Raw genomic sequence first — 17,526 nt, 5'->3', positions numbered from 1 at the left:
AGTCGGCCGATCGCAAACAGGATTTCGCGCTAGCCGCGGGAAGTCCCATCGTGGCGGAGCAGCTCGGTGAGATCGGCGAGGTGCTCGGTGATCTGCGACAGCCGCTGTTCGATGACAGCGAGCCGCGCCGACACGGCGTCTTCCATGTCTTCGCGAGGCTGGCCGAGAGTCGGCGGGATGCGGCCATGCAGGACAGCGAGCAGATGCTGCGGGTGCAAACCGAGCGCGACCGCAAGCGCTTCGAGCGTCCGGTCGCTTCGCTTGCGCTCCACGGTGTGGTTCTGGATTTCGCGGACGATCGCCTGGGAGACCTGCGAGCGCTCAGCCAGTTCGCGTTGCTTCCATCCGAGCTCGTGTACGCGCTCGTTGATGGTCTTCGCGACCGCCGCCCAGTCTTCCGACACCTATTCCTCTTCCTTCGTGGTCCGCCTCAGCGCCGACATTAGCGCTTGACGGAATCAACGACGCTGAGATCCACACCGCGTCGCGCGTTCGGACCATTCTCGCGCCTTTATGCGACTAAATCAGCGCACTTTTAAGGCTCAAATCAGCTTTTCGACTTTAAGGACTACCCCAATGCAGAAGAAAATGCCTGACGCTGGCGGTCCAGCGTTCTACTCACCGGCTGACGCCGCCTGGATTCTCGGCGTCGACCTCAACTCGATCCATCGCGCCATCCGGATCGGCGAACTGCGGGCCGAGCGGCGCCGTTCGCGACTCGTCATCCCGGCTTCAGAGCTGCGGCGAGCTCTCGGTGGGGGTGCGCGATGAGCGAACCCGACTACACGGAGATCGCCGCCCAACTAGACCGGTTCGCCCCTGTGCCTGACTCGGTCTTGAAGGAGGTCGTCGAAAGGGACGGCCTGTGCTTCTGGGCCTTCGAGCGCGCGGACCTACCGGAATTGACCGGGGACGATCCACCTGACAGGGAGCTGGCCAAGCGACTGTGTGCCGGCTGTCCGGTGATCGACGAGTGTCTTGAACTCGATCTCCGCACTACCGGACCAGATGCTCTCGGCGTGTGGGGTGCGATGCCGGATACCGACCGGCGCATCCTCCACACGGCTTGGCAGTGTCGCCGAGGAGGCGAGGCGCGATGACGCTCACCCTCTCATCGACACAGGTTCTCGCCGGACTTGGTGTTCTGTTCGCCCTGTTCATGGTGTGGCGTGTCGGCGCACGCAAAGCGCGCCGCGCCGCCGAAACGGCACGAGCGGGCGCACGAGTCGTCTCGCTCGCTGGAAAAGTGCTGTTCACAGGCGCGGCGTTCGTGGGCGTGCAGTGGCTCGTGATCACCCATCCTGGCAACCCGACTCTGTTGCTCGTGGTACTCGGAGTGCCGGACCTGATTGCGGCATACGTCCTAACGCGTGCTCTGACCGTCACGTCACTCGATACCTCACGTCGAGGCGGTGGGCGATGATCGACACGAAGCAGAAGGCCGCGTCCTGCACACCATCGGTGAGCCGTGCTCAGCGACTCGCCGCCGAAGCCGCAGAGGCTGCCGATGTCCGCCGCTGGCGAACTCATCCGGACGTCGTTGCCCTTCGAATAGAGCGAGTTCGTGCTCAGGTCGATCGGCTGTGCTGGGCCGGAATCATCCTCGGACTGGCTTTCACCGCGGCCAACGTCCAGTGGTTCGCTGCCGCCGGATCAGAATTCGGCTCGTTGCCCTGGCTGACGGCCTGGCTGCTGGACCCCACTGTGTGCCTGGTGTTGCTCGCCATCCTTCGAGCTGAGCAGGTCACTGCCCGGTACCAGGTTCGCACCGGGCGGTGGGTCCGTGTGGCGAAGTGGCTCACGCTGGCGGCCACGTACGTCATGAACACCTGGTCCTCGTGGGCAGCCGGATCACCGGCTGGAGTGGTCTTGCATTCCGTGCCGCCGATGGTCGTATTCGTCGCAGCCGAAGCTGTCACCGACCTACGCGACAAGCTCACGGACGCCGTGCAGGTTGCTCTCGTGAACACCGCGAAACCCGCGGACGTTCATGAACTGGCGACGGCTGATCGTGAACGCCCCGCTCGTCGGCTGTTCGCCGACTACCTCTCCGACGCGCGGCAGGCATGGAAGCCCGACGTCAGAGTGACGCCTGCCTGGGTGCGAGAGGTCACCGGTTGTTCGCGCGGGTTGTCCTCCCGGCTCGCAGCCGAGCTTTCGGCCGAGGTGGCCGAGGGGGTGCGCCATGGCAGCTGAAGCGAGTTCAGAGGTTGATAGCGGTGTGTCTCTGGCCCGAATGGCCTCGGGCGACTTCGAGCACATCGGGCCGATCCTGGACGGCGAGTTGATCGACGACTCGCTACCCCAACCGCGTGTTCGGACCGTCCGTCGGCGGCTTGCGCGCTGGTGGAAGCACTCACCGCGAGTGCCACTGTGGATGAAGAGCAGGCCGCAAGCCGTCCAGGCTGCGAAGGACGCCGTGGTCTGGATAGTCAAGTCGCCGCTTCGGTACGCGGGTGCGGTGGTCCGCGGAGCCGTAGCCGGTACGCGAGCGTGGCGAGGTTGGGTCAAGGTAAGCGACTATCGGACGGCTGCCGAGGACTCGGAGAAGCTTGCCGACAAGTTCACGGAAATTCGTGAACTGATGCTGTTCCGCTGGAAGGTCACTGGCGCCGTCGTTGCCATAGTGGCGTTGGCGGTCGCCGTGGTAGATCTTCTGTACGGACACGATCCACTGTGGATCGGCGGGGCTGCCGCATCGCTGGCGCTGGCAATTCTGGGGCGCCGCAAGGATGGCAGTCCAGGACGGAAGCCCGCGCTTGCTGGTCCGCGCACGCTGACTTGGACGATGGACCCGCAGGTTCTTGTGGATGCGTTCCGCGACGCGAAGCTGATAGGAAAGGACGAGACACTTCGCTTGGTGGAACGAGCAACGCGCGTGGGTGACGGTTGGGCGGTCACCGTGGACTTGCCGGCGACGCGGAAGGCCGCAGATGTCGTGAAGAACCGGGATGCGTTGGCTTCCGCCCTGGCAGTCGACGAAGTCCAGCTCATCGTGGAGCGCGTGCGTGGAAACGGCGGGCATGCCGGCCGGATCTCGATGTGGGTCGCTGATGAGGACCCGTACGTTCGTCCGCCTCTTCAGACGCCGCTGCTCGGCGTTACACGGTGGGATGCTTGGCGGCCTGTCCCGTTCGGACGTGACGCACGAGATCGGCGGATCGATCTGCCGCTCGTGTGGACGTCGCTTCTGATCGGCGCTATTCCCAGGCAGGGTAAGACGTTCGCTGCCCGGCTCGCTGCTAGCGGACTTGTCCTGGACGCTTGGGTGCGGCTCTACGTAGCGGACTTCAAGGCTGGGAAAGATTGGGTCGCCGCCGGGCAAGTTGCGCACCGCTTCATGGCTGGTGACGAGCCTGAACACGTCCATGCCCTCATTGACTGGCTGGCCGAACTGGTTGCCGAAGTCCAGGGCAGGTTCCGGCGTATGCGGGATCTGGACGACTTGGTGTGCCCGGAATCGAAGGTGACGCCGGAGATGTCACAGGACAAGGCGCTGAACATGCCGATAACGGCGATCTTCATCGACGAGGTTCAGGTGCCGCTCGAAGATCGCACTCCTGTTGAGGTACAAGGAAAGAGGCTTGCGGCAGGCGAGTACATCGGCGAGTTGTTGACGTGGCTGGCCAAGAAGGGACCGGCGGCCGGGATCGTGCTCGTACTCGCCACTCAACGCCCCGACTCCAAGACCATCCCATCCGGGCTCCGGGCGGTGCTCGGATCACGGTTCGCCCTTCGGGTGATGGACTGGCGTGACTCCAACATCGTGCTCGGCGAGCAGATGAACACCCGCGGGTTCGACTCGTCTCGCCTTCTGCCATCGCACAAGGGCGTTGGCATCCTTCGGCCGGACGGCGACACGGCGGCTGGCGCGGATGCGTTGGCGATGACGGTCCGCACCTACTACATGCCGAACGAGGACTGGCAGACCATCTGTCAGCAGGGGCGCGCTCTGCGGGAGGCGGCTGGAACGCTGACAGGGCATGCGGCCGGTCAGGACAGCATGCCAACGCTCGATCACGCTGCCGTTGCACACGCTCTGGGCGCGGGGGTTGCAACGAGCCCATCGATGCCTGAGTTGCCAGAACCGCTCTCTGAGCTCGTCGAGTATCTGGGAGTCGACCTCGGACCTGAGGGGCGGCAGTTCGTCCCCACGGCCGAGTTGGTGGAGGCGCTCGGCATCGAACGCAGGACGTTCTCGCAGCAGATGACCGAAGCAGGATGTCGGCCGACGCGAGACCGTGTGACCAGCGAAGACGGTGAGACTCGGCAAGTTCGGGGCTATCTGACCGCTGATATCCGCCGGGCTGTCGAGCGTGCCGGCCATGGCGAGGGATACGCCGCCGCAGGGGCACTGCGATGAGCGCGACCCAGAACAACCAGCCTTGTCGGGTTATCCTACCTGCAGGATTGCCTGAGCTGACGCCTGCGGCAGCGCGCGCCTTGCTGGCGGTTCTCATCGACCTGACTGAGGTGCCGGTCCTCGATGGACCAGGGAGGGAGGCGACCGATGACCGCTGAAATCAGCGACCCATGGTCGAAATTGGACGAGATCCTTGGCCTGGAGGTTGCCGAGCCCGTGGACGACGGGATCGGGGCTCTGGCGGTCTATGGTCGCTGCTCGACTGAAGACAACCAGGACCCGGAGACCTCGCGAGGCTGGCAGATCGGCAACGCGCGCAAGTTCGTCGAGCCGCTGGGCGGTCGGATCGTGGCCGAGTACTTCGACGTGGGTCAGTCGCGGTCAGTGCCGTGGGAGAGGAGGACCGAAGCGTCGCGTCTGCTCGCCGAGCTGAAGAACCCGCACCGGACATGGAACGCCCTGGTCGTCGGCGAGGGCACCCGGTGCTGGTTCGGCAACCAGTTCTCGCTCATCGCTCCGCGGTTCGCCGCGTACGGCGTGGACTTATGGGTGCCAGAGCTGGGAGGGAAGTTCGATCCCCGAAATCCGTCGCACAAGATGCTGATGAGCGTGCTCGGCGGCATGAGCGAGTCGGAGCGGCAGCACGTTCAGGCGCGCGTCCGGGCGGCGATGGACGCACAGGTCGTTAACGAGGGGCGTCACCAGGGAGGCCGTGCACCGTACGGGTACGTGGTCGTGGATGGTGGACCACATCCGAACCCGCGGAAAGCGGCCGAGGGGTTCCGGCTGCGTCTGCTCGCGCTCGACGAGCCTGGCGCCGAGGTGGTTCGTCGCATCTTTGCCGAGTATCTCGACGGGAGCGGCGATCGCGCGATCGCGAACATGCTGAATCTCGAAGGAATCCCGTGCCCGTCGGCGAAACGGCCGGACCAGAATCAGCATCGGTTGGCGGACGGCTGGCAGGCAAGCACGGTTCGAGCGATTCTGGAGAATCCGCGGTACACCGGCTATGCGATCTTCGGTCGCTGGGCCAAGCACGAGATGTTGCTGGATCCCGACGACGTAGCAGCCGGCCATGTGGTCCGGTTCCGGCGGGCCTCTCCGGACCGCGTAGTGCGGTCGAGGAGTCAGGCTCATCCGAAGATCGTGTCTGTCGAGACGTTCACGCAAGCTCAGTTGCTCCGACGCTCGAAGGCGAGCGGCGGCCTAGCGACCGCGAGGAAGGCGGAGCGAGGTGCTCGCAACACAGCGCGGACCTACCTTCTGCGAGGACTGATCCGTTGCGGAGTTTGCCACCGGAAGATGCAAGGCGCGACCATTCGGAAGGGTGCGTACTACCGCTGCACGGCGCGGACGATGGCTCCAGGCTCGGCGATGCTTGCCGACCACCCAAAGACCGTGAACCTACGTGAAAGCACGGTGGTCGAAGCGCTCAACGGCTGGATCGGGCGGCTGTTCGCGCCCGACAACGTCGACCAAACCGTTGCGGCGCTACTCGACTCTGCGAGCGGGAACACTGGAGGTGCGCATGAGGCAGCTCGGCGCCGACTGGCGGACGCGGAGGCGCGACTTCGCCGGTTTCAGGAAGCTATCGGGGCAGGGGTGGATCCCACGGCCGTCGTCGATGCCATGAACCAGGCACACGCGGAGCGAGTTGCAGCGAAGGCCGAGCTGGATGGCGCGCCTGCGAGTCGGAGAGTCACAGACGGTGAGGTCTACGCGATGATCGATTCGCTCGGTGATGTCGGAGCGATGCTCGCCGATGCGAAGCCAGCTGGGCTGGCCCGGCTCTACCAGCGGTTGAACCTGGAGTTACGCTACGAACCAAAAGAGCTGGCCATCTACGCGATGACCAGCCCCGGTGTAGATACTGCGTGTGTCCGAGGGGGGACTTGAACCCCCACGTCCGTTAAGGACACTAGCACCTCAAGCTAGCGCGTCTGCCATTCCGCCACTCGGACTTGCTGATGAGAAGAGACTATACGTCACCGGAGAGGCCCGAATCAGGGGGGTCCGTATCGTCACGGAGACGCACCTTGAGACCATGATCGGTTACCGTCCGACAGATTCTCGACTCCGTCCTGGGTGGTCATCGCGTGTGAGTCCGCAGGTCAGCAGCCATAAGTGCGAGATGTGAGTAGAAGGTAACCTGGAGTGACGGTCGACGGGAGTGAGCCGTCGATACCGAGGGAATCAAACCCGGTCACCCAGCGCTTACACGTCCGTGAAGAAGATTGGTTTCCTCTCGTTCGGCCACTGGTCGGCGAGCGCGCACTCCGAGACCCGGTCCGCCGCCGACTTCCTGCATCAGTCGATCGACCTGGCCGTCGCCGCCGAGGAGCTCGGTGTGGACGGCGCGTACTTCCGCGTACATCACTTCGCGCGGCAGGCCGGGAGTCCGTTCCCGTTGCTTTCGGCGATCGGTGCCCGGACCTCGAAGATCGAGATCGGTACCGGCGTGATCGACATGCGGTACGAGAACCCGATGTACATGGCCGAGGAGGCGGGCGCCGCCGACCTCATTTCCGGCGGCAGGCTCCAGCTCGGTGTCAGCCGGGGATCCCCGGAGCAGGTGATCGACGGCTGGCGGTACTTCGGGTACGGGCCGGCGGAGGGGGAGACGGCCGCGGACATGGCCCGGCAGCGCACCGAGGTCTTCCTGAAGCTGCTTGACGGGGAGGGCTTCGCGCAGCCGACCCCGCGCCCGATGTTCGCGAATCCGCCCGGGCTGCTTCGGCTCGAGCCGTACTCCGAGGGGTTGCGTGAGCGCATCTGGTGGGGTTCCAGCTCCAACGCGACCGGTGTGTGGGCCGCGAAGCTGGGCATGAACCTGCAGAGCTCCACGCTCAAGGACGACGAGACGGGTGAGCCGCTGCACGTCCAGCAGCGCAAGCAGATCGAGGCCTACCGCGAGGCCTGGAAGGAAGCCGGTCACGCGCACGAGCCGCGGGTGTCGGTCAGCCGCAGCATTTTCGCGCTGACCAACGACCGCGACCGTGCCTACTTCGGCCGCGACCGCGAATCGCGTGACCAGGTCGGCATGATCGACGAGACGACCAGGGCGATCTTCGGGCGTTCCTATGCCGCCGAGCCGGACGAGCTGGTGCGCGAACTCAAGGCCGACGAGGCGATCCAGGCCGCGGACACCCTGCTGCTGACCATCCCGAATCAGCTCGGGGTCGAGTACAACGCGCACGTGCTCGAGAGCATCCTCACGCACGTGGCGCCGGAGCTCGGCTGGCGCTGAGAATGCGCGATTCGGCCGATGGGCAGGGGTGCCGGGCCTGATTAGGATCAGGGCATCCCCTGGCCATCGGAGGGTCACATGAGACTGCTCGGCCTGGTTCTGGTCTTCTGCCTCGCTTTGTCGCCCACGGCGCAAGCGGCCGCTCCCGCACCTCTTGGTGGCGGGAGCGTGCTGCAATCCGGCGCTTCGTCCCGGTGTACCGCCGGGTTCGCCGCGGTCTCGGGCAACGTCGGCTACCTGATCGCGAGTTCCGCTTGCGGCAGGCCTGGTGACACCATCCGCAGCGCGGGTCGCGTGGTCGGGGTGGTCGCGGCGGCCCAGATCCCGCCGACCGGCGCGATCGTCATCCGCGTGACCAATACGACCGACTGGCGGCTGGTCGCGTCGATCCCGCCCGTCGACAGCCGGGTGACGATCGGCGGCGCGGTCGAGGCGCCGGTCGGCGCCTCGGTGTGCAAGTACGGGTCGACCACCGGCTGGCGGTGCGGGACCATCCTGGCGAAGAACGTGTCGATCACCTTCCCCGAAGGTACTTTGACCGGTTTGACCCGCACCTCCGTCTGCGCCGAGCCCGGCGACAACGGCGGGCCGTTCGTCAGCGGGACGCAGGCGCAGGGGGTGCTGATCGGCGGCAGCGGCAACTGTTCTTCCGGCGGCTCCACCTACTTCTTCCCGGTTAACCGTGTCCTGTCCGCCTACCGGCTGACGATCCTCGCCGGGACCTAGAACGGCAGGATCCGCGGATACGGGGGAAGGGAGTGCCGCGCGAATCGGGCGAGATAAGCGACCGCGGCTGGATCCGCCGGTAGCCGACACCCTCGTCCAGCTCGGTTTGCGGCCCGCGCGTAACCCTGTGCCAGCAAGGAGGTCTCGGTCGCGGGTTGTGAGGTCAGGGCGATCCGGTCCGGCTCCGGATAGGCGAGCGAGTACTCGGCTAGCTGAAGATCACCGAGCGCAGGAGAAGCCTGTCGGAACCACGGCCACCGTGGGGGCGGAGCGAAAAGTAGGAGTCGCTCTTGCAGTCGTCGTCCAGGAACACCGCTGCCCGTGAATCGGTGTCGTTGCGCGGACGGAACGCGTCGACGTCCCAGTCGGCTATTTCGGGGATTTCGATGCATTCGCCGCTGGGCGGATCGACCAGGATGCCGATCTGGATCTCTTCGTCCGCGTCGTAGTAACGGTAGGTGAATTCCCCTTCGGCCGCGGACGCAACCGCCGGAATCGAAAAACACAGGGCGACGGCACTGGCGACGGCGAGAAAAGCGGTACGGGTGCGCATGAGACGACGGTAGGGCGATGATCAAGTTCTCCGATAGATCTCCCGGCCAGGTCCACCCGAGGGAGTGGACCGATCCACGCCGGTGATCGATAGTGAGGGGCATGTACACCGGCAATCCCGACGTCCCTGACGACGTCTTCGCGGACGTCCTCGGCCAGATCAACGACTTCGTGCGCACCCGCGTGATGCCTCGTGAGCTCGAGATCATGAACATGGACGCGATCCCGGCCGACCTGCGGGCGCAGGCTGCGGAGATGGGGCTGTTCGGCTACGCGATCCCGCAGGAGTGGGGCGGCCTCGGGCTCGACCTGGTCCAGGACGTCGAGGTGGCGATGGCGCTGGGGTACACGTCCCTGGCGCTGCGGTCGATGTTCGGCACGAACAACGGCATCGCAGGGCAGGTCCTGGTCGGTTTCGGCACCGAGGAGCAGCAGGCCAGGTGGCTGCCCGGCATCGCGTCCGGTGACGTCGTGGCGTCCTTCGCGCTCACCGAGCCGGGTGCCGGGTCCAACCCGGCCGGACTGCGGACCAGCGCGAAGCCGGACGGCGACGGCTGGATCCTCGACGGCGGCAAGCAGTTCATCACCAACGCCACCGAGGCCGGGTTGTTCGTGGTGTTCGCCCGCGTCCGGCCCGCGTCCGAATCCGGGACGGGGATCGCGGTGTTCCTCGTACCCGCCGACGCGCCGGGGATCCAGGTCGGCGCGAAGGACGCGAAGATGGGGCAGGAGGGTTCGCGGACCGCGGACGTCACGTTCTCGCAGGTCCGGGTGGGTCCGGAGGCGCTGGTCGGCGGGGATGGCGACGTCGGCTACAAGGCGGCGATGACGTCGCTGGCGCGCGGTCGGATCCACATGGCGGGTCTGGCGGTCGGGGCCGCGCAGCGGGCGCTCGACGAGTCGGTTTCCTACGCGGCTACGGCGACCCAGGGCGGCACGCCGATCGGGGATTTCCAGCTGGTGCAGGCGATGCTCGCCGATCAGCAGACCGGCGTCCTCGCCGGACGTGCGCTCGCTCGTGAGGCCGCCCGGCTCTACGTGACCGGTGAGGATCGTCGGATCGCGCCGTCGGCGGCGAAGCTGTTCTGCACCGAGATGGCGGGCAAGGCCTCGGATCTCGCGGTGCAGGTGCACGGCGGCAGCGGCTATATGCGCGAGGTCCCGGTCGAGCGTATTTACCGCGATGTCCGGCTTATGCGGCTTTACGAAGGAACCAGCGAGATCCAGCGCTTGATCATCGGCGGCGGCCTGGTGCGGGCCGCGAAGAAAGCGGGCGCTCCTGGATGAACTCCAGGTTTACGATCAAGATCATGCGATTCGCCATCAAAACCTCACCCCAGGACACCGTTTGGTCCGACATGCTCGCCGTTTGGCAGGCCGCGGACGAGATCGAACTCTTCGAATCCGGCTGGACCTTCGATCACTTCTATCCCATTTTTTCGGATTCGACCGGTCCGTGCCTGGAAGGGTGGGTGACCCTCACCGCGCTCGCACAGGCCACGAAACGGCTCCGGCTGGGCACGCTGGTCAGCGGGATCCATTACCGCCACCCCGCGCTGCTCGCGAACATGGCCGCGACGCTCGACATCGTTTCCGGCGGCCGCCTGGAGATCGGGATCGGCGCGGGCTGGAACGAAGAGGAATCCGGCGCGTACGGCATGGAGCTCGGTACGATCAAAGCGCGGAGCGACCGGTTCGAGGAAGGATGCGAGGTCCTCGTCGGGCTGCTGACCCAGGAGACCACCACGTTCCAGGGTGAGCACTACCAGCTGACCGACGCCCGCTGCGAACCGAAGGGCGTGCAGAAGCCGCATCCGCCCATCTGCATCGGTGGTAGCGGCGAGAAGCGGACCCTGCGCACGGCCGCGAAGTACGCCCAGCACTGGAATTTCGTCGGCGGCACACCGGAGGAGTTCGCGCACAAGCGCGAGGTGCTGCACCGTCACTGCGCGGACATCGGCCGGGACCCGGGCGAGATCACCTTGTCCTCGCACGTCCGGCTCGGTGCGGACGGTGACTACGCCAAGGTCGCCGCGGAAGCCGAAGCCCTCGGCGAGGCCGGGCTCGACCTGGCGATCATCTACCTGCCGCCGCCGCACACCCCCGCCGTTCTGGAGCCGCTGGCGAAGGCTCTCGAACCGCTGCGCTGACGGCCGGGGCGGCCTCTCCGCGCGGAGGGGCCGCCCTGGGCGTTGCGGAACCGGCCGGTCTCGCTATACGGTGACGGAACTAGAACAGGTTATAGTTCTGGACGGCGGGCGGACCGAGGAGCGGAAATGGCGAACAAGGCGCCGCGCGGCGACGAAGCCGACTACGTGGTCGTCGGATCGGGTAGCTCGGGGGCCGCGATCGCGGGCAGGCTGGCGGAGTCCGGTGCCAGCGTGATCGTGCTCGAGGCGGGCAAGAGCGACGAGAAGCTGCTCGTCAAGAAGCCGGGACTGGTCGGCCCGATGCACGCGGTGCCCCAGCTCAAGAAGCCCTTCGACTGGGGCTACTACTCGGTGCCACAGAAACATGTTCTCGATCGCCGGATGCCGGTGCCGCGCGGCAAGGTGGTCGGCGGTTCCAGCTCCATCAACGGGATGGTCTACGTCCGCGGCAACCGCGCCAACTTCGACTCCTGGGCGGCCGAGGGCAACAAGGGCTGGGACGCCGACAGCGTCAACGCCGCCTACAAGCGGATGGAGGACTTCGAGGACGGCGAGAGCGAGTTCCGGGGCGCGGGCGGGCCGATCCGGGTCACCCGCAACAAGATCCCGCAGGAGGGCACGCTCCAGTTCCTCGAGGCGACCGCCGGTGCGATCGGCTGCGAGATCCTCGACGACTACAACGCCGAGTCGCAAGAGGGCGTCAGCAGGATGCAGCAGAACGCCGCCGACGGCCTGCGCTACAGCGCCTCGCGCGGCTACATCCACCACCTCGCGCCCGCGACACTGCAGGTCCAGTCCGGGGTGCTGGCGAAGAAGGTGCTCATCGAGAACGGCCGTGCGGTCGGCGTCGAGGTCGTCGACGCGGACGGGGGCCGCCGCACCCTGCGCGCCGGCAAGGAGGTCATCCTGTCTGCGGGCTTCGTCGGCTCCGCGCAGCTGCTGATGCTGTCCGGGATCGGCCACGCCGAGCACCTGAAGGAGCACGGCATCGACGTGCTCGCGGATCTGCCGGTCGGCGACAACCTGCACGACCACATGTTCCACGCGCTGACCTTCCGCGCGTCGTCGAGCAGGAACAAGGGCACGCCCCCGTACTTCGCGAGCGGCCTCGTCAAGGAACTGATGCGGCCAGGCACGACCTTCCTGGCGAACTCGGTCTTCGAGGCTGTCGCCTTCCTCAAGACGTCCCAGGCCACCGAGGTCCCCGACCTCCAGCTGCATCTCCTGCCGTGGGCGTACGTGACGCCCAACCAGGACGCGCCGATCCGGCACGACGTCGACAAGCGCCCGGCGCTCACCGTGCTGACCACGCTGATCTACCCGAGGAGCCGCGGAACCCTGCGCCTCGCCTCGGCCGATCCCACGGCGGCGCCGCTCATCGACTTCCAGTACCTGTCCGACCCCGCCGACCTCGAAGTGCTCGGCGAGGGCTCGGAGATGGTCCGCGAGATCTTCGCCTCGGGGGCGTTCAACGGCTCGATCAAGGAAGAGCTCCACCCGGGCAAGGGGTTGCGGGGCCAGGAGTTGCGCGACGCGATCCTGAATCGCGCGACCTCGGTGTACCACGGTGTCGGGACCTGCCGGATGGGCGTCGACGAACTCGCTGTCGTCGGTCCCGACCTCAAGGTCCGCGGTGTCGAAGGCCTGCGGGTCTGCGACGCCTCGATCATGCCGTCGATCACCGGAGGCAACACCAACGCGCCCGCGATCATGATCGGCGAGATGGGCGCACAGCTCATCCTCTCGGAGCCCGACGGCGGAGCTGAGACATGTCAGGAAAATTGACCCTACGCGTGAACCCGCCCGGCCGAAGGCCCCGCTATCGCGGTGGCAGGGCGCCCTGTTCGCCTACCGGAACGTGCATTACCAGCGAGCGCTCTGCCGACGTCGATCGCGGCCGCGGGTTCACCAACAGCCACTCGGACAACTGACGGAAAGAGGGCCATGACCGTCACACCGCTCGCGCTCACCCGTCCGGCGTCGGTGACCGACGCGTTCCTGCGGCGGCTCGTCGCCCGGGTGCCGGGCTCGTCCGGCGCGACCTGGAAGCTCACCGAGGTCTACACCGGCGAGGTGCTCGTCGAGCTGCCCCAGTCGTCGCCCGCCGACATCGAGCAGGCGTTCGCCACCGCACGCGCCGCGCAGGAGAAGTGGGCCGCCACCCCGCTCAAGCGGCGGCTGGAGGTGTTCAAGCGGGCGCACACGCTCTTCGTCGACAACGCGCCGATCGTCACCGACCTCATCCAGGCCGAGAGCGGCAAAAACCGCCGGATGGCGATCGAGGAGACCTGCGACCCGGCGATGGTGATGAGCCATTACCTCACACGGGCCGCCAAACTCCTGGCGCCGACCAAACGCGGCGGCCCGGTCCCGTTCCTGACGACGTCGACCGAGATCCGGCAGCCCAAGGGCGTGGTCGGCATCATCGCGCCGTGGAACTTCCCGTTCGCCACCGGCATCTCCGACGCCATCCCGGCGTTGATGGCCGGCAACGCGGTCGTGTTGAAACCCGACAACAAGACGGCGCTTTCCCCGCTCTACGGTGTCGAGCTGCTGGAGAAGGCCGGGCTGCCGAAGGGCCTGTTCCAGGTAGTGTGCGGTGAGGGCCCGGACGTCGGCCCCACGCTCATCGATCAGGCGAACTACGTGATGTTCACCGGTTCCACGGCGACCGGCCGGGTGATCGGCGAACGGGCGGGCCGGAACCTCATCGGCTGCTGCCTCGAACTCGGCGGCAAGAACCCGATGATCGTGCTCGAAGACGCCGCGCTGGACGAGGCCGTGCAGGGCGCGATCTTCGGGGCGTTCGGCAACACCGGGCAGATCTGCATGCACATCGAGCGGATCTACCTGCCGGAGTCCCGCTACGACGAGTTCAAGAACGCGTATGTGGCCAAGACCGAGGCACTCGACGTCCGCGCCGCCTACGACTTCGGCCCCGACATGGGCTCGCTCGTCTCCCCGGACCACCTGGGCCGGGTCAAGTCGCACGTCGACGACGCCGTGGCCAAGGGAGCGACCGTCCTTTGTGGAGGGAAGCCGCGGCCCGACCTCGGCCCGGCGTTCTTCGAACCGACGATCCTCGAGGGCGTCACGAAGGACATGCTCTGCGGCGTCACCGAAACCTTCGGACCCGTTGTCGCACTGCACAAGTACCGCACCGTCGACGAGGCCGTCGCGCTCGCCAACGACACCGAGTACGGTCTCAACGCCTCGGTCTGGGGCCGTGACGTCGGCGCCGCTCGCGTGGTGGCGTCGCGGATCGAATCCGGCAACGTCAACATCAACGACATCCTGGCCACCGCCTACGCCGCCAAGGGAACACCGTCGGGCGGCGTCAAGAGTTCGGGCGTCGGCGCCCGCCACGGGGACCAGGGCCTGCTCAAGTACACCGACGTCAAGAACCTGGCGGTGCTCAAGAAACAGGTCATGGGTCCCCGTGGCGGCCAGACCTACGAGAAGTACGTCGAAGGGATGCTTTCCGGGCTGAAGCTCATGCGGCGCCTTCGCATCCGCTAGACGTCGTCGGCGTGCTGGGGAGCGGCCAGCACACAAGCGATGCTGAGCACGCACATGCCGATCAGCAGGCCGATCGCGGGCCAGACACTGCCGGTCGCCTGGAACAGCAGCGTCGACACCAGCGGCGAGAGACCGCCGAAGAGCGCACCCGCCAGCTGGTAGGACAACGAGATGCTGGTGTACCGGGCCCGCGGGCGGAACATCTGCGACAGGATGGCCGCGATCGGGCTGTAGGTCGCTGTCATCGCCAGGCGCATCGCCACGAACGCCGCGATGATCAGCACCGCGTTCTTCGTCGAGAGCACCAAGAACTGCGGAGCCGCGAGCAAGGCGACGCCGACGAGGCCGATGACGACCACCCGCACCCGGCCGAACCGGTCGCCGAGCCAGGCCGCGCCGAAACTCACGACCAGTTCCACGAAGGCGGCGATGGTGAGAGCGTTGAGCACGAGCGATTCGGAGACACCGACCGCGGGATCGGTCGCGTACGCCGTCGCGAAGGTGGTGACGAGGTAGTAGCCCCCGACGGCGACGGGCAGCACGCAGATGCCGAGCAGGATCGGCTTCCAGTTCGTCCGGACCGCGTACAGGAGCGGGACGCCGGTTTCCTCGGTGCTTTCCTCGAAGACCGGTGACTCTTCGACCTTCAGGCGCACGATGAGACCGACACCGATGAGCAGCACGGACGCGAAGAAGGGGATTCGCCAGCCCACCGTGCTCAGCCATTCGGTGCCACCGGTGCTCAGCAGACTGAACAGGCCGGTGGCCAGCAACGCGCCCGCGGGGTTCCCCGCCTGCGCGAAGGCGCCGTAGAAGGTCTTCTTGCCCGGCGGCGCGTGCTCGACGGCCATGAGCACGGCGCCGCCCCATTCGCCGCCGACGGCGAGCCCTTGGACGAACCTGAGCACGACGAGCAGGATGGGCGCCCAGGTGCCGATCTGGGCGTACCCGGGCAGGCAGCCGACCAGGAACGTCGCCGCGCCCATCATCGTGAGGGTCACCACGAGCGCCGTCTTGCGGCCGACCCGGTCACCGATGTGCCCGAACACGATGCCGCCGAGCGGCCGGGCGAAGAACCCGACCGCGTACGTCGCGAAGGCCGCCGCGACCCCTGTCAGCCTGTCGCCGGTTTCGGGGAAGAACACGGTGCCGAAGACCAGGCTGGCGGCCGTGGCGTAGACGTAAAAGTCGTACCACTCGATGGTGGTACCGACGAAGGCGGCGAGCCCGGCCCTGCGGGCCCGCCGGAGTGACCGGGTGTCGGTTCGGACGGTCATCGGGCCACCTCGCCGTCGATCCAGGTTTCCAGCACGCGGATTCCGGCGATCCGGCTCGGCTCGCTGGTCAGGGGATTCTCGCTCAGCAGCACGAAATCGGCGCGTTTACCGGGCGTGATGGAGCCCAGGTCGCGCTCGCGGCCGAGCACCCGGGCGCCGGCGATCGTATGCGCGGCGACGGCCGACCGGACGTCGATCAGCAGGTCGTCGCCGCCCAGCCGGTGGCCGCGCCGGGTCATCCTGGTCACCGCGGTCTGGATGGCTTCGAGCGGATTCGGTTCCGCGACCGGGGCGTCCGAGCTGAGCGTGACCGGCACGCCCGCCGCCTGGAACTCGCCGAGGGGGTTGAACCGCTCCCCGGGGGTGCCGACGGCGTCGGTGACGCCTTCGCCCCAGTTGTAGTAGTGCTGCGGCTGGTTGACCGGGTGGACGCCGAGCGCGGCCATCCGCTCGATCTGCGCCGGGGACGGCAGCCCGCAATGTTCGATGCGGTGCCGGGCGTCGGGCCGGGGATTCCGCCGCTGCGCTTCCTCGATGGCGTCGAGCACCATGCCGATCGCGTCGGGGGACTGGGCGTGGGTCGCGGTCTGGAGCCCGGCCTCGTGCGCCTTGTCGATCAGCGCCGCGTAGTCCGCAGGATCGTGGTAGAGCTGCCCGGTGCGGCACGGATCCCCGACGTAGCCGTCCGGGAAGTACGCGGTCCACCCGCCGAGCGTGCCGTCGGCGTAGAACTTGATCCCCGCGAAGGAAAGGCGGGGAGTGCCGAAGGCGCCGTGCAGGCCCATTTCGAGGCTCTGGTCGAGCAGGTGCGACAGCAGGTACATGTGCACTCGCGTCTTGAGCCGTCCGGCTTCGTCGAGCCGCAGGTACATGTCGAACTCGCGGCGGGTGACCTGGGCGTCGCCGATCGCGGTCACCCCCGCGGCGAGGAACTTCTCCTGCGCGGCGGCGAGTTGCCGTTCGTGCTCGTCCGGCTCGTCCTCAAGGTGGAAGTTCGGTCCGTGGTGGCCGACCTTCACCCCGGAGACGCCGGTGAGGATGTTGCACGCCGCGTCCGAGAGTTCCCCGGTGAGCTCGCCGCGCGCGTCCCGGAAGAACACCCCGCCGTCGGGGTCCGGGGTGTCGCGGGTGATGCCGTTGCTCCGCAACGTGTAGCTGTTCACCACGCCGCCGTGTCCGCTGGCGTTCATGAGGTAGACCTCGCGGTCTTCGGCGACGGCGTCGAGCTCTTCCTTGCGGGGATGGCGTTTCTCGGCGAGATTGCGGTGTTCGTAGCCATAACCTCGGACAGGCCTGCCCGCCGGAGCGCTCTCGGCCGCCTCGCGCAGCAGCGCGACGATGCCGGGGATGGTCGAAGCCCGCCCGGGACCGCAGTCCACCCACGTCATCATCTGCCCGTACATCAGGGGATGCGCGTGCGGATCGACGAACCCGGGCAGGAGCGTGCCCGGCAGCCGCCGCACCTCCGGCGAGGGATGACCGAGCCCGGCCGCGCGGGCGCGACATTCGTCCACCGAGCCGACCGCGGCGATCTCCTCGCCGAACACGAGCACCGCGGCGGCGCCTTCGGTGGCGTCGTCGACGGTCACCAGCGCTTCGGGATGCAGGATCGTCGCGGTCGCGTCGAGGACTGAACGATCTGGGGGCAACTGGCGCATCGCGGCGGACTCCTGGGATTCGGCGGTGAAGTGG

At 67.1% G+C, this 17,526-nt stretch carries 16 protein-coding genes and 1 tRNA gene; 12 read left to right on the top strand and 5 right to left on the bottom strand.

From position 1 onward, the window contains the following. Nucleotides 1-29: 29 nt before the first annotated feature. The gene (locus tag ACLJRM_RS39525) at nt 30-404 is read right to left on the bottom strand and encodes a helix-turn-helix domain-containing protein (RefSeq protein ID WP_410665964.1); all 375 of its coding nucleotides are present in this window, start codon (nt 402-404) and stop codon (nt 30-32) included. 184 nt (nt 405-588) lie between these two features. On the opposite strand from ACLJRM_RS39525, the gene ACLJRM_RS39520 reads away from it, so the two are divergent. The 6 genes from ACLJRM_RS39520 to ACLJRM_RS39495 all read left to right on the top strand — a co-directional run bounded on the left by ACLJRM_RS39520 (nt 589) and on the right by ACLJRM_RS39495 (nt 6,259). Then, the gene (locus ACLJRM_RS39520) at nt 589-771 is read left to right on the top strand and encodes a helix-turn-helix domain-containing protein (protein ID WP_228688366.1); all 183 of its coding nucleotides are present in this window, start codon (nt 589-591) and stop codon (nt 769-771) included. Beyond that, nucleotides 768-1,100: a WhiB family transcriptional regulator gene (locus tag ACLJRM_RS39515; RefSeq protein WP_410665963.1), complete on the top strand. Its 333-nt coding sequence runs from the start codon at nt 768-770 to the stop codon at nt 1,098-1,100. Before ACLJRM_RS39520 ends, ACLJRM_RS39515 begins: the two co-directional genes overlap by 4 nt. Continuing rightward, nucleotides 1,097-1,423 carry a hypothetical protein gene (locus tag ACLJRM_RS39510; protein ID WP_410665962.1) on the top strand — a complete coding sequence of 109 codons (327 nt, stop codon included), beginning with the start codon at nt 1,097-1,099 and terminating at the stop codon, nt 1,421-1,423. The genes ACLJRM_RS39515 and ACLJRM_RS39510 overlap by 4 nt, the downstream gene beginning before the upstream one ends. Continuing rightward, entirely contained in the window at nt 1,420-2,196 is a 777-nt protein-coding gene (locus tag ACLJRM_RS39505) for a hypothetical protein (RefSeq protein ID WP_410665961.1), read from the top strand. The genes ACLJRM_RS39510 and ACLJRM_RS39505 overlap by 4 nt, the downstream gene beginning before the upstream one ends. A 40-nt stretch (nt 2,197-2,236) precedes the next feature. Beyond that, nucleotides 2,237-4,363, top strand: a complete 2,127-nt coding sequence (locus ACLJRM_RS39500) for a cell division protein FtsK (RefSeq protein WP_410665991.1) — start codon at nt 2,237-2,239, stop codon at nt 4,361-4,363. 147 nt (nt 4,364-4,510) lie between these two features. Beyond that, nucleotides 4,511-6,259 carry a recombinase family protein gene (locus ACLJRM_RS39495; RefSeq protein ID WP_410665960.1) on the top strand — a complete coding sequence of 583 codons (1,749 nt, stop codon included), beginning with the start codon at nt 4,511-4,513 and terminating at the stop codon, nt 6,257-6,259. Here ACLJRM_RS39495 and ACLJRM_RS39490 read toward each other — a convergent pair. After that, a tRNA-Leu gene (locus ACLJRM_RS39490) sits at nt 6,241-6,324 on the bottom strand. The genes ACLJRM_RS39495 and ACLJRM_RS39490 overlap by 19 nt on opposite strands. A gap of 263 nt (nt 6,325-6,587) precedes the next feature. Between ACLJRM_RS39490 and ACLJRM_RS39485 the strand changes: the two genes are divergently transcribed. Further along, nucleotides 6,588-7,610 (top strand): LLM class flavin-dependent oxidoreductase, encoded by a 1,023-nt coding sequence (locus ACLJRM_RS39485; protein WP_410665959.1) that lies wholly within the window; start codon nt 6,588-6,590, stop codon nt 7,608-7,610. A 78-nt stretch (nt 7,611-7,688) separates the two neighbouring features. After that, the gene (locus ACLJRM_RS39480; protein ID WP_410665958.1) at nt 7,689-8,336 is read left to right on the top strand and encodes a S1 family peptidase; all 648 of its coding nucleotides are present in this window, start codon (nt 7,689-7,691) and stop codon (nt 8,334-8,336) included. 208 nt (nt 8,337-8,544) lie between these two features. Here the strand turns inward: ACLJRM_RS39480 and ACLJRM_RS39475 are convergent, their stop codons facing one another. Continuing rightward, complete coding sequence (locus ACLJRM_RS39475) at nt 8,545-8,889, bottom strand: hypothetical protein (RefSeq protein ID WP_410598458.1); 345 nt, start codon at nt 8,887-8,889, stop codon at nt 8,545-8,547. Between the two features lie 101 nt (nt 8,890-8,990). On the opposite strand from ACLJRM_RS39475, the gene ACLJRM_RS39470 reads away from it, so the two are divergent. The 4 genes from ACLJRM_RS39470 (at nt 8,991) to ACLJRM_RS39455 (ending at nt 14,557) form a co-directional block, all read left to right on the top strand. Further along, nucleotides 8,991-10,175, top strand: a complete 1,185-nt coding sequence (locus ACLJRM_RS39470) for an acyl-CoA dehydrogenase family protein (RefSeq protein ID WP_410665957.1) — start codon at nt 8,991-8,993, stop codon at nt 10,173-10,175. A 23-nt stretch (nt 10,176-10,198) separates the two neighbouring features. Then, nucleotides 10,199-11,038, top strand: a complete 840-nt coding sequence (locus ACLJRM_RS39465; RefSeq protein WP_410598460.1) for an LLM class F420-dependent oxidoreductase — start codon at nt 10,199-10,201, stop codon at nt 11,036-11,038. Between the two features lie 126 nt (nt 11,039-11,164). Then, complete coding sequence (locus ACLJRM_RS39460; protein ID WP_410665956.1) at nt 11,165-12,823, top strand: GMC family oxidoreductase; 1,659 nt, start codon at nt 11,165-11,167, stop codon at nt 12,821-12,823. A gap of 159 nt (nt 12,824-12,982) precedes the next feature. Beyond that, a complete protein-coding gene (locus ACLJRM_RS39455) occupies nt 12,983-14,557 on the top strand; it encodes a succinic semialdehyde dehydrogenase (RefSeq protein ID WP_410665955.1) in 1,575 nt (524 codons plus the stop codon). Here the strand turns inward: ACLJRM_RS39455 and ACLJRM_RS39450 are convergent. Both ACLJRM_RS39450 and ACLJRM_RS39445 read right to left on the bottom strand, forming a co-directional pair. Then, nucleotides 14,554-15,834: an MFS transporter gene (locus ACLJRM_RS39450; protein WP_410598463.1), complete on the bottom strand. Its 1,281-nt coding sequence runs from the start codon at nt 15,832-15,834 to the stop codon at nt 14,554-14,556. The two genes, ACLJRM_RS39455 and ACLJRM_RS39450, sit on opposite strands and share 4 nt — an antisense overlap. Continuing rightward, nucleotides 15,831-17,492 carry an amidohydrolase gene (locus ACLJRM_RS39445; RefSeq protein WP_410665954.1) on the bottom strand — a complete coding sequence of 554 codons (1,662 nt, stop codon included), beginning with the start codon at nt 17,490-17,492 and terminating at the stop codon, nt 15,831-15,833. Before ACLJRM_RS39445 ends, ACLJRM_RS39450 begins: the two co-directional genes overlap by 4 nt. Between the last annotated feature and the right edge of the window lie 34 nt (nt 17,493-17,526).

The sequence above is a fragment of the Amycolatopsis sp. lyj-84 genome (genome assembly GCF_046549075.1).
Classification (GTDB): Bacteria; Actinomycetota; Actinomycetes; order Mycobacteriales; family Pseudonocardiaceae; genus Amycolatopsis.
The sequence above is the reverse complement of the archived record's forward strand: the minus strand, read 5'-3'. Positions and strand labels throughout refer to the sequence as shown.

Coding starts and splice junctions, on each gene's coding strand:
- ACLJRM_RS39520 (WP_228688366.1), top strand. CDS start 589: ATGCCTGACGCTGGCGGTCCAGCGTTCTACTCACCGGCTGACGCCGCC.
- ACLJRM_RS39515 (WP_410665963.1), top strand. CDS start 768: ATGAGCGAACCCGACTACACGGAGATCGCCGCCCAACTAGACCGGTTC.
- ACLJRM_RS39510 (WP_410665962.1), top strand. CDS start 1,097: ATGACGCTCACCCTCTCATCGACACAGGTTCTCGCCGGACTTGGTGTT.
- ACLJRM_RS39505 (WP_410665961.1), top strand. CDS start 1,420: ATGATCGACACGAAGCAGAAGGCCGCGTCCTGCACACCATCGGTGAGC.
- ACLJRM_RS39500 (WP_410665991.1), top strand. CDS start 2,237: ATGGCCTCGGGCGACTTCGAGCACATCGGGCCGATCCTGGACGGCGAG.
- ACLJRM_RS39495 (WP_410665960.1), top strand. CDS start 4,511: ATGACCGCTGAAATCAGCGACCCATGGTCGAAATTGGACGAGATCCTT.
- ACLJRM_RS39480 (WP_410665958.1), top strand. CDS start 7,689: ATGAGACTGCTCGGCCTGGTTCTGGTCTTCTGCCTCGCTTTGTCGCCC.
- ACLJRM_RS39475 (WP_410598458.1), bottom strand. CDS start 8,889: ATGCGCACCCGTACCGCTTTTCTCGCCGTCGCCAGTGCCGTCGCCCTG.
- ACLJRM_RS39470 (WP_410665957.1), top strand. CDS start 8,991: ATGTACACCGGCAATCCCGACGTCCCTGACGACGTCTTCGCGGACGTC.
- ACLJRM_RS39465 (WP_410598460.1), top strand. CDS start 10,199: ATGCGATTCGCCATCAAAACCTCACCCCAGGACACCGTTTGGTCCGAC.
- ACLJRM_RS39460 (WP_410665956.1), top strand. CDS start 11,165: ATGGCGAACAAGGCGCCGCGCGGCGACGAAGCCGACTACGTGGTCGTC.
- ACLJRM_RS39455 (WP_410665955.1), top strand. CDS start 12,983: ATGACCGTCACACCGCTCGCGCTCACCCGTCCGGCGTCGGTGACCGAC.
- ACLJRM_RS39450 (WP_410598463.1), bottom strand. CDS start 15,834: ATGACCGTCCGAACCGACACCCGGTCACTCCGGCGGGCCCGCAGGGCC.
- ACLJRM_RS39445 (WP_410665954.1), bottom strand. CDS start 17,492: ATGCGCCAGTTGCCCCCAGATCGTTCAGTCCTCGACGCGACCGCGACG.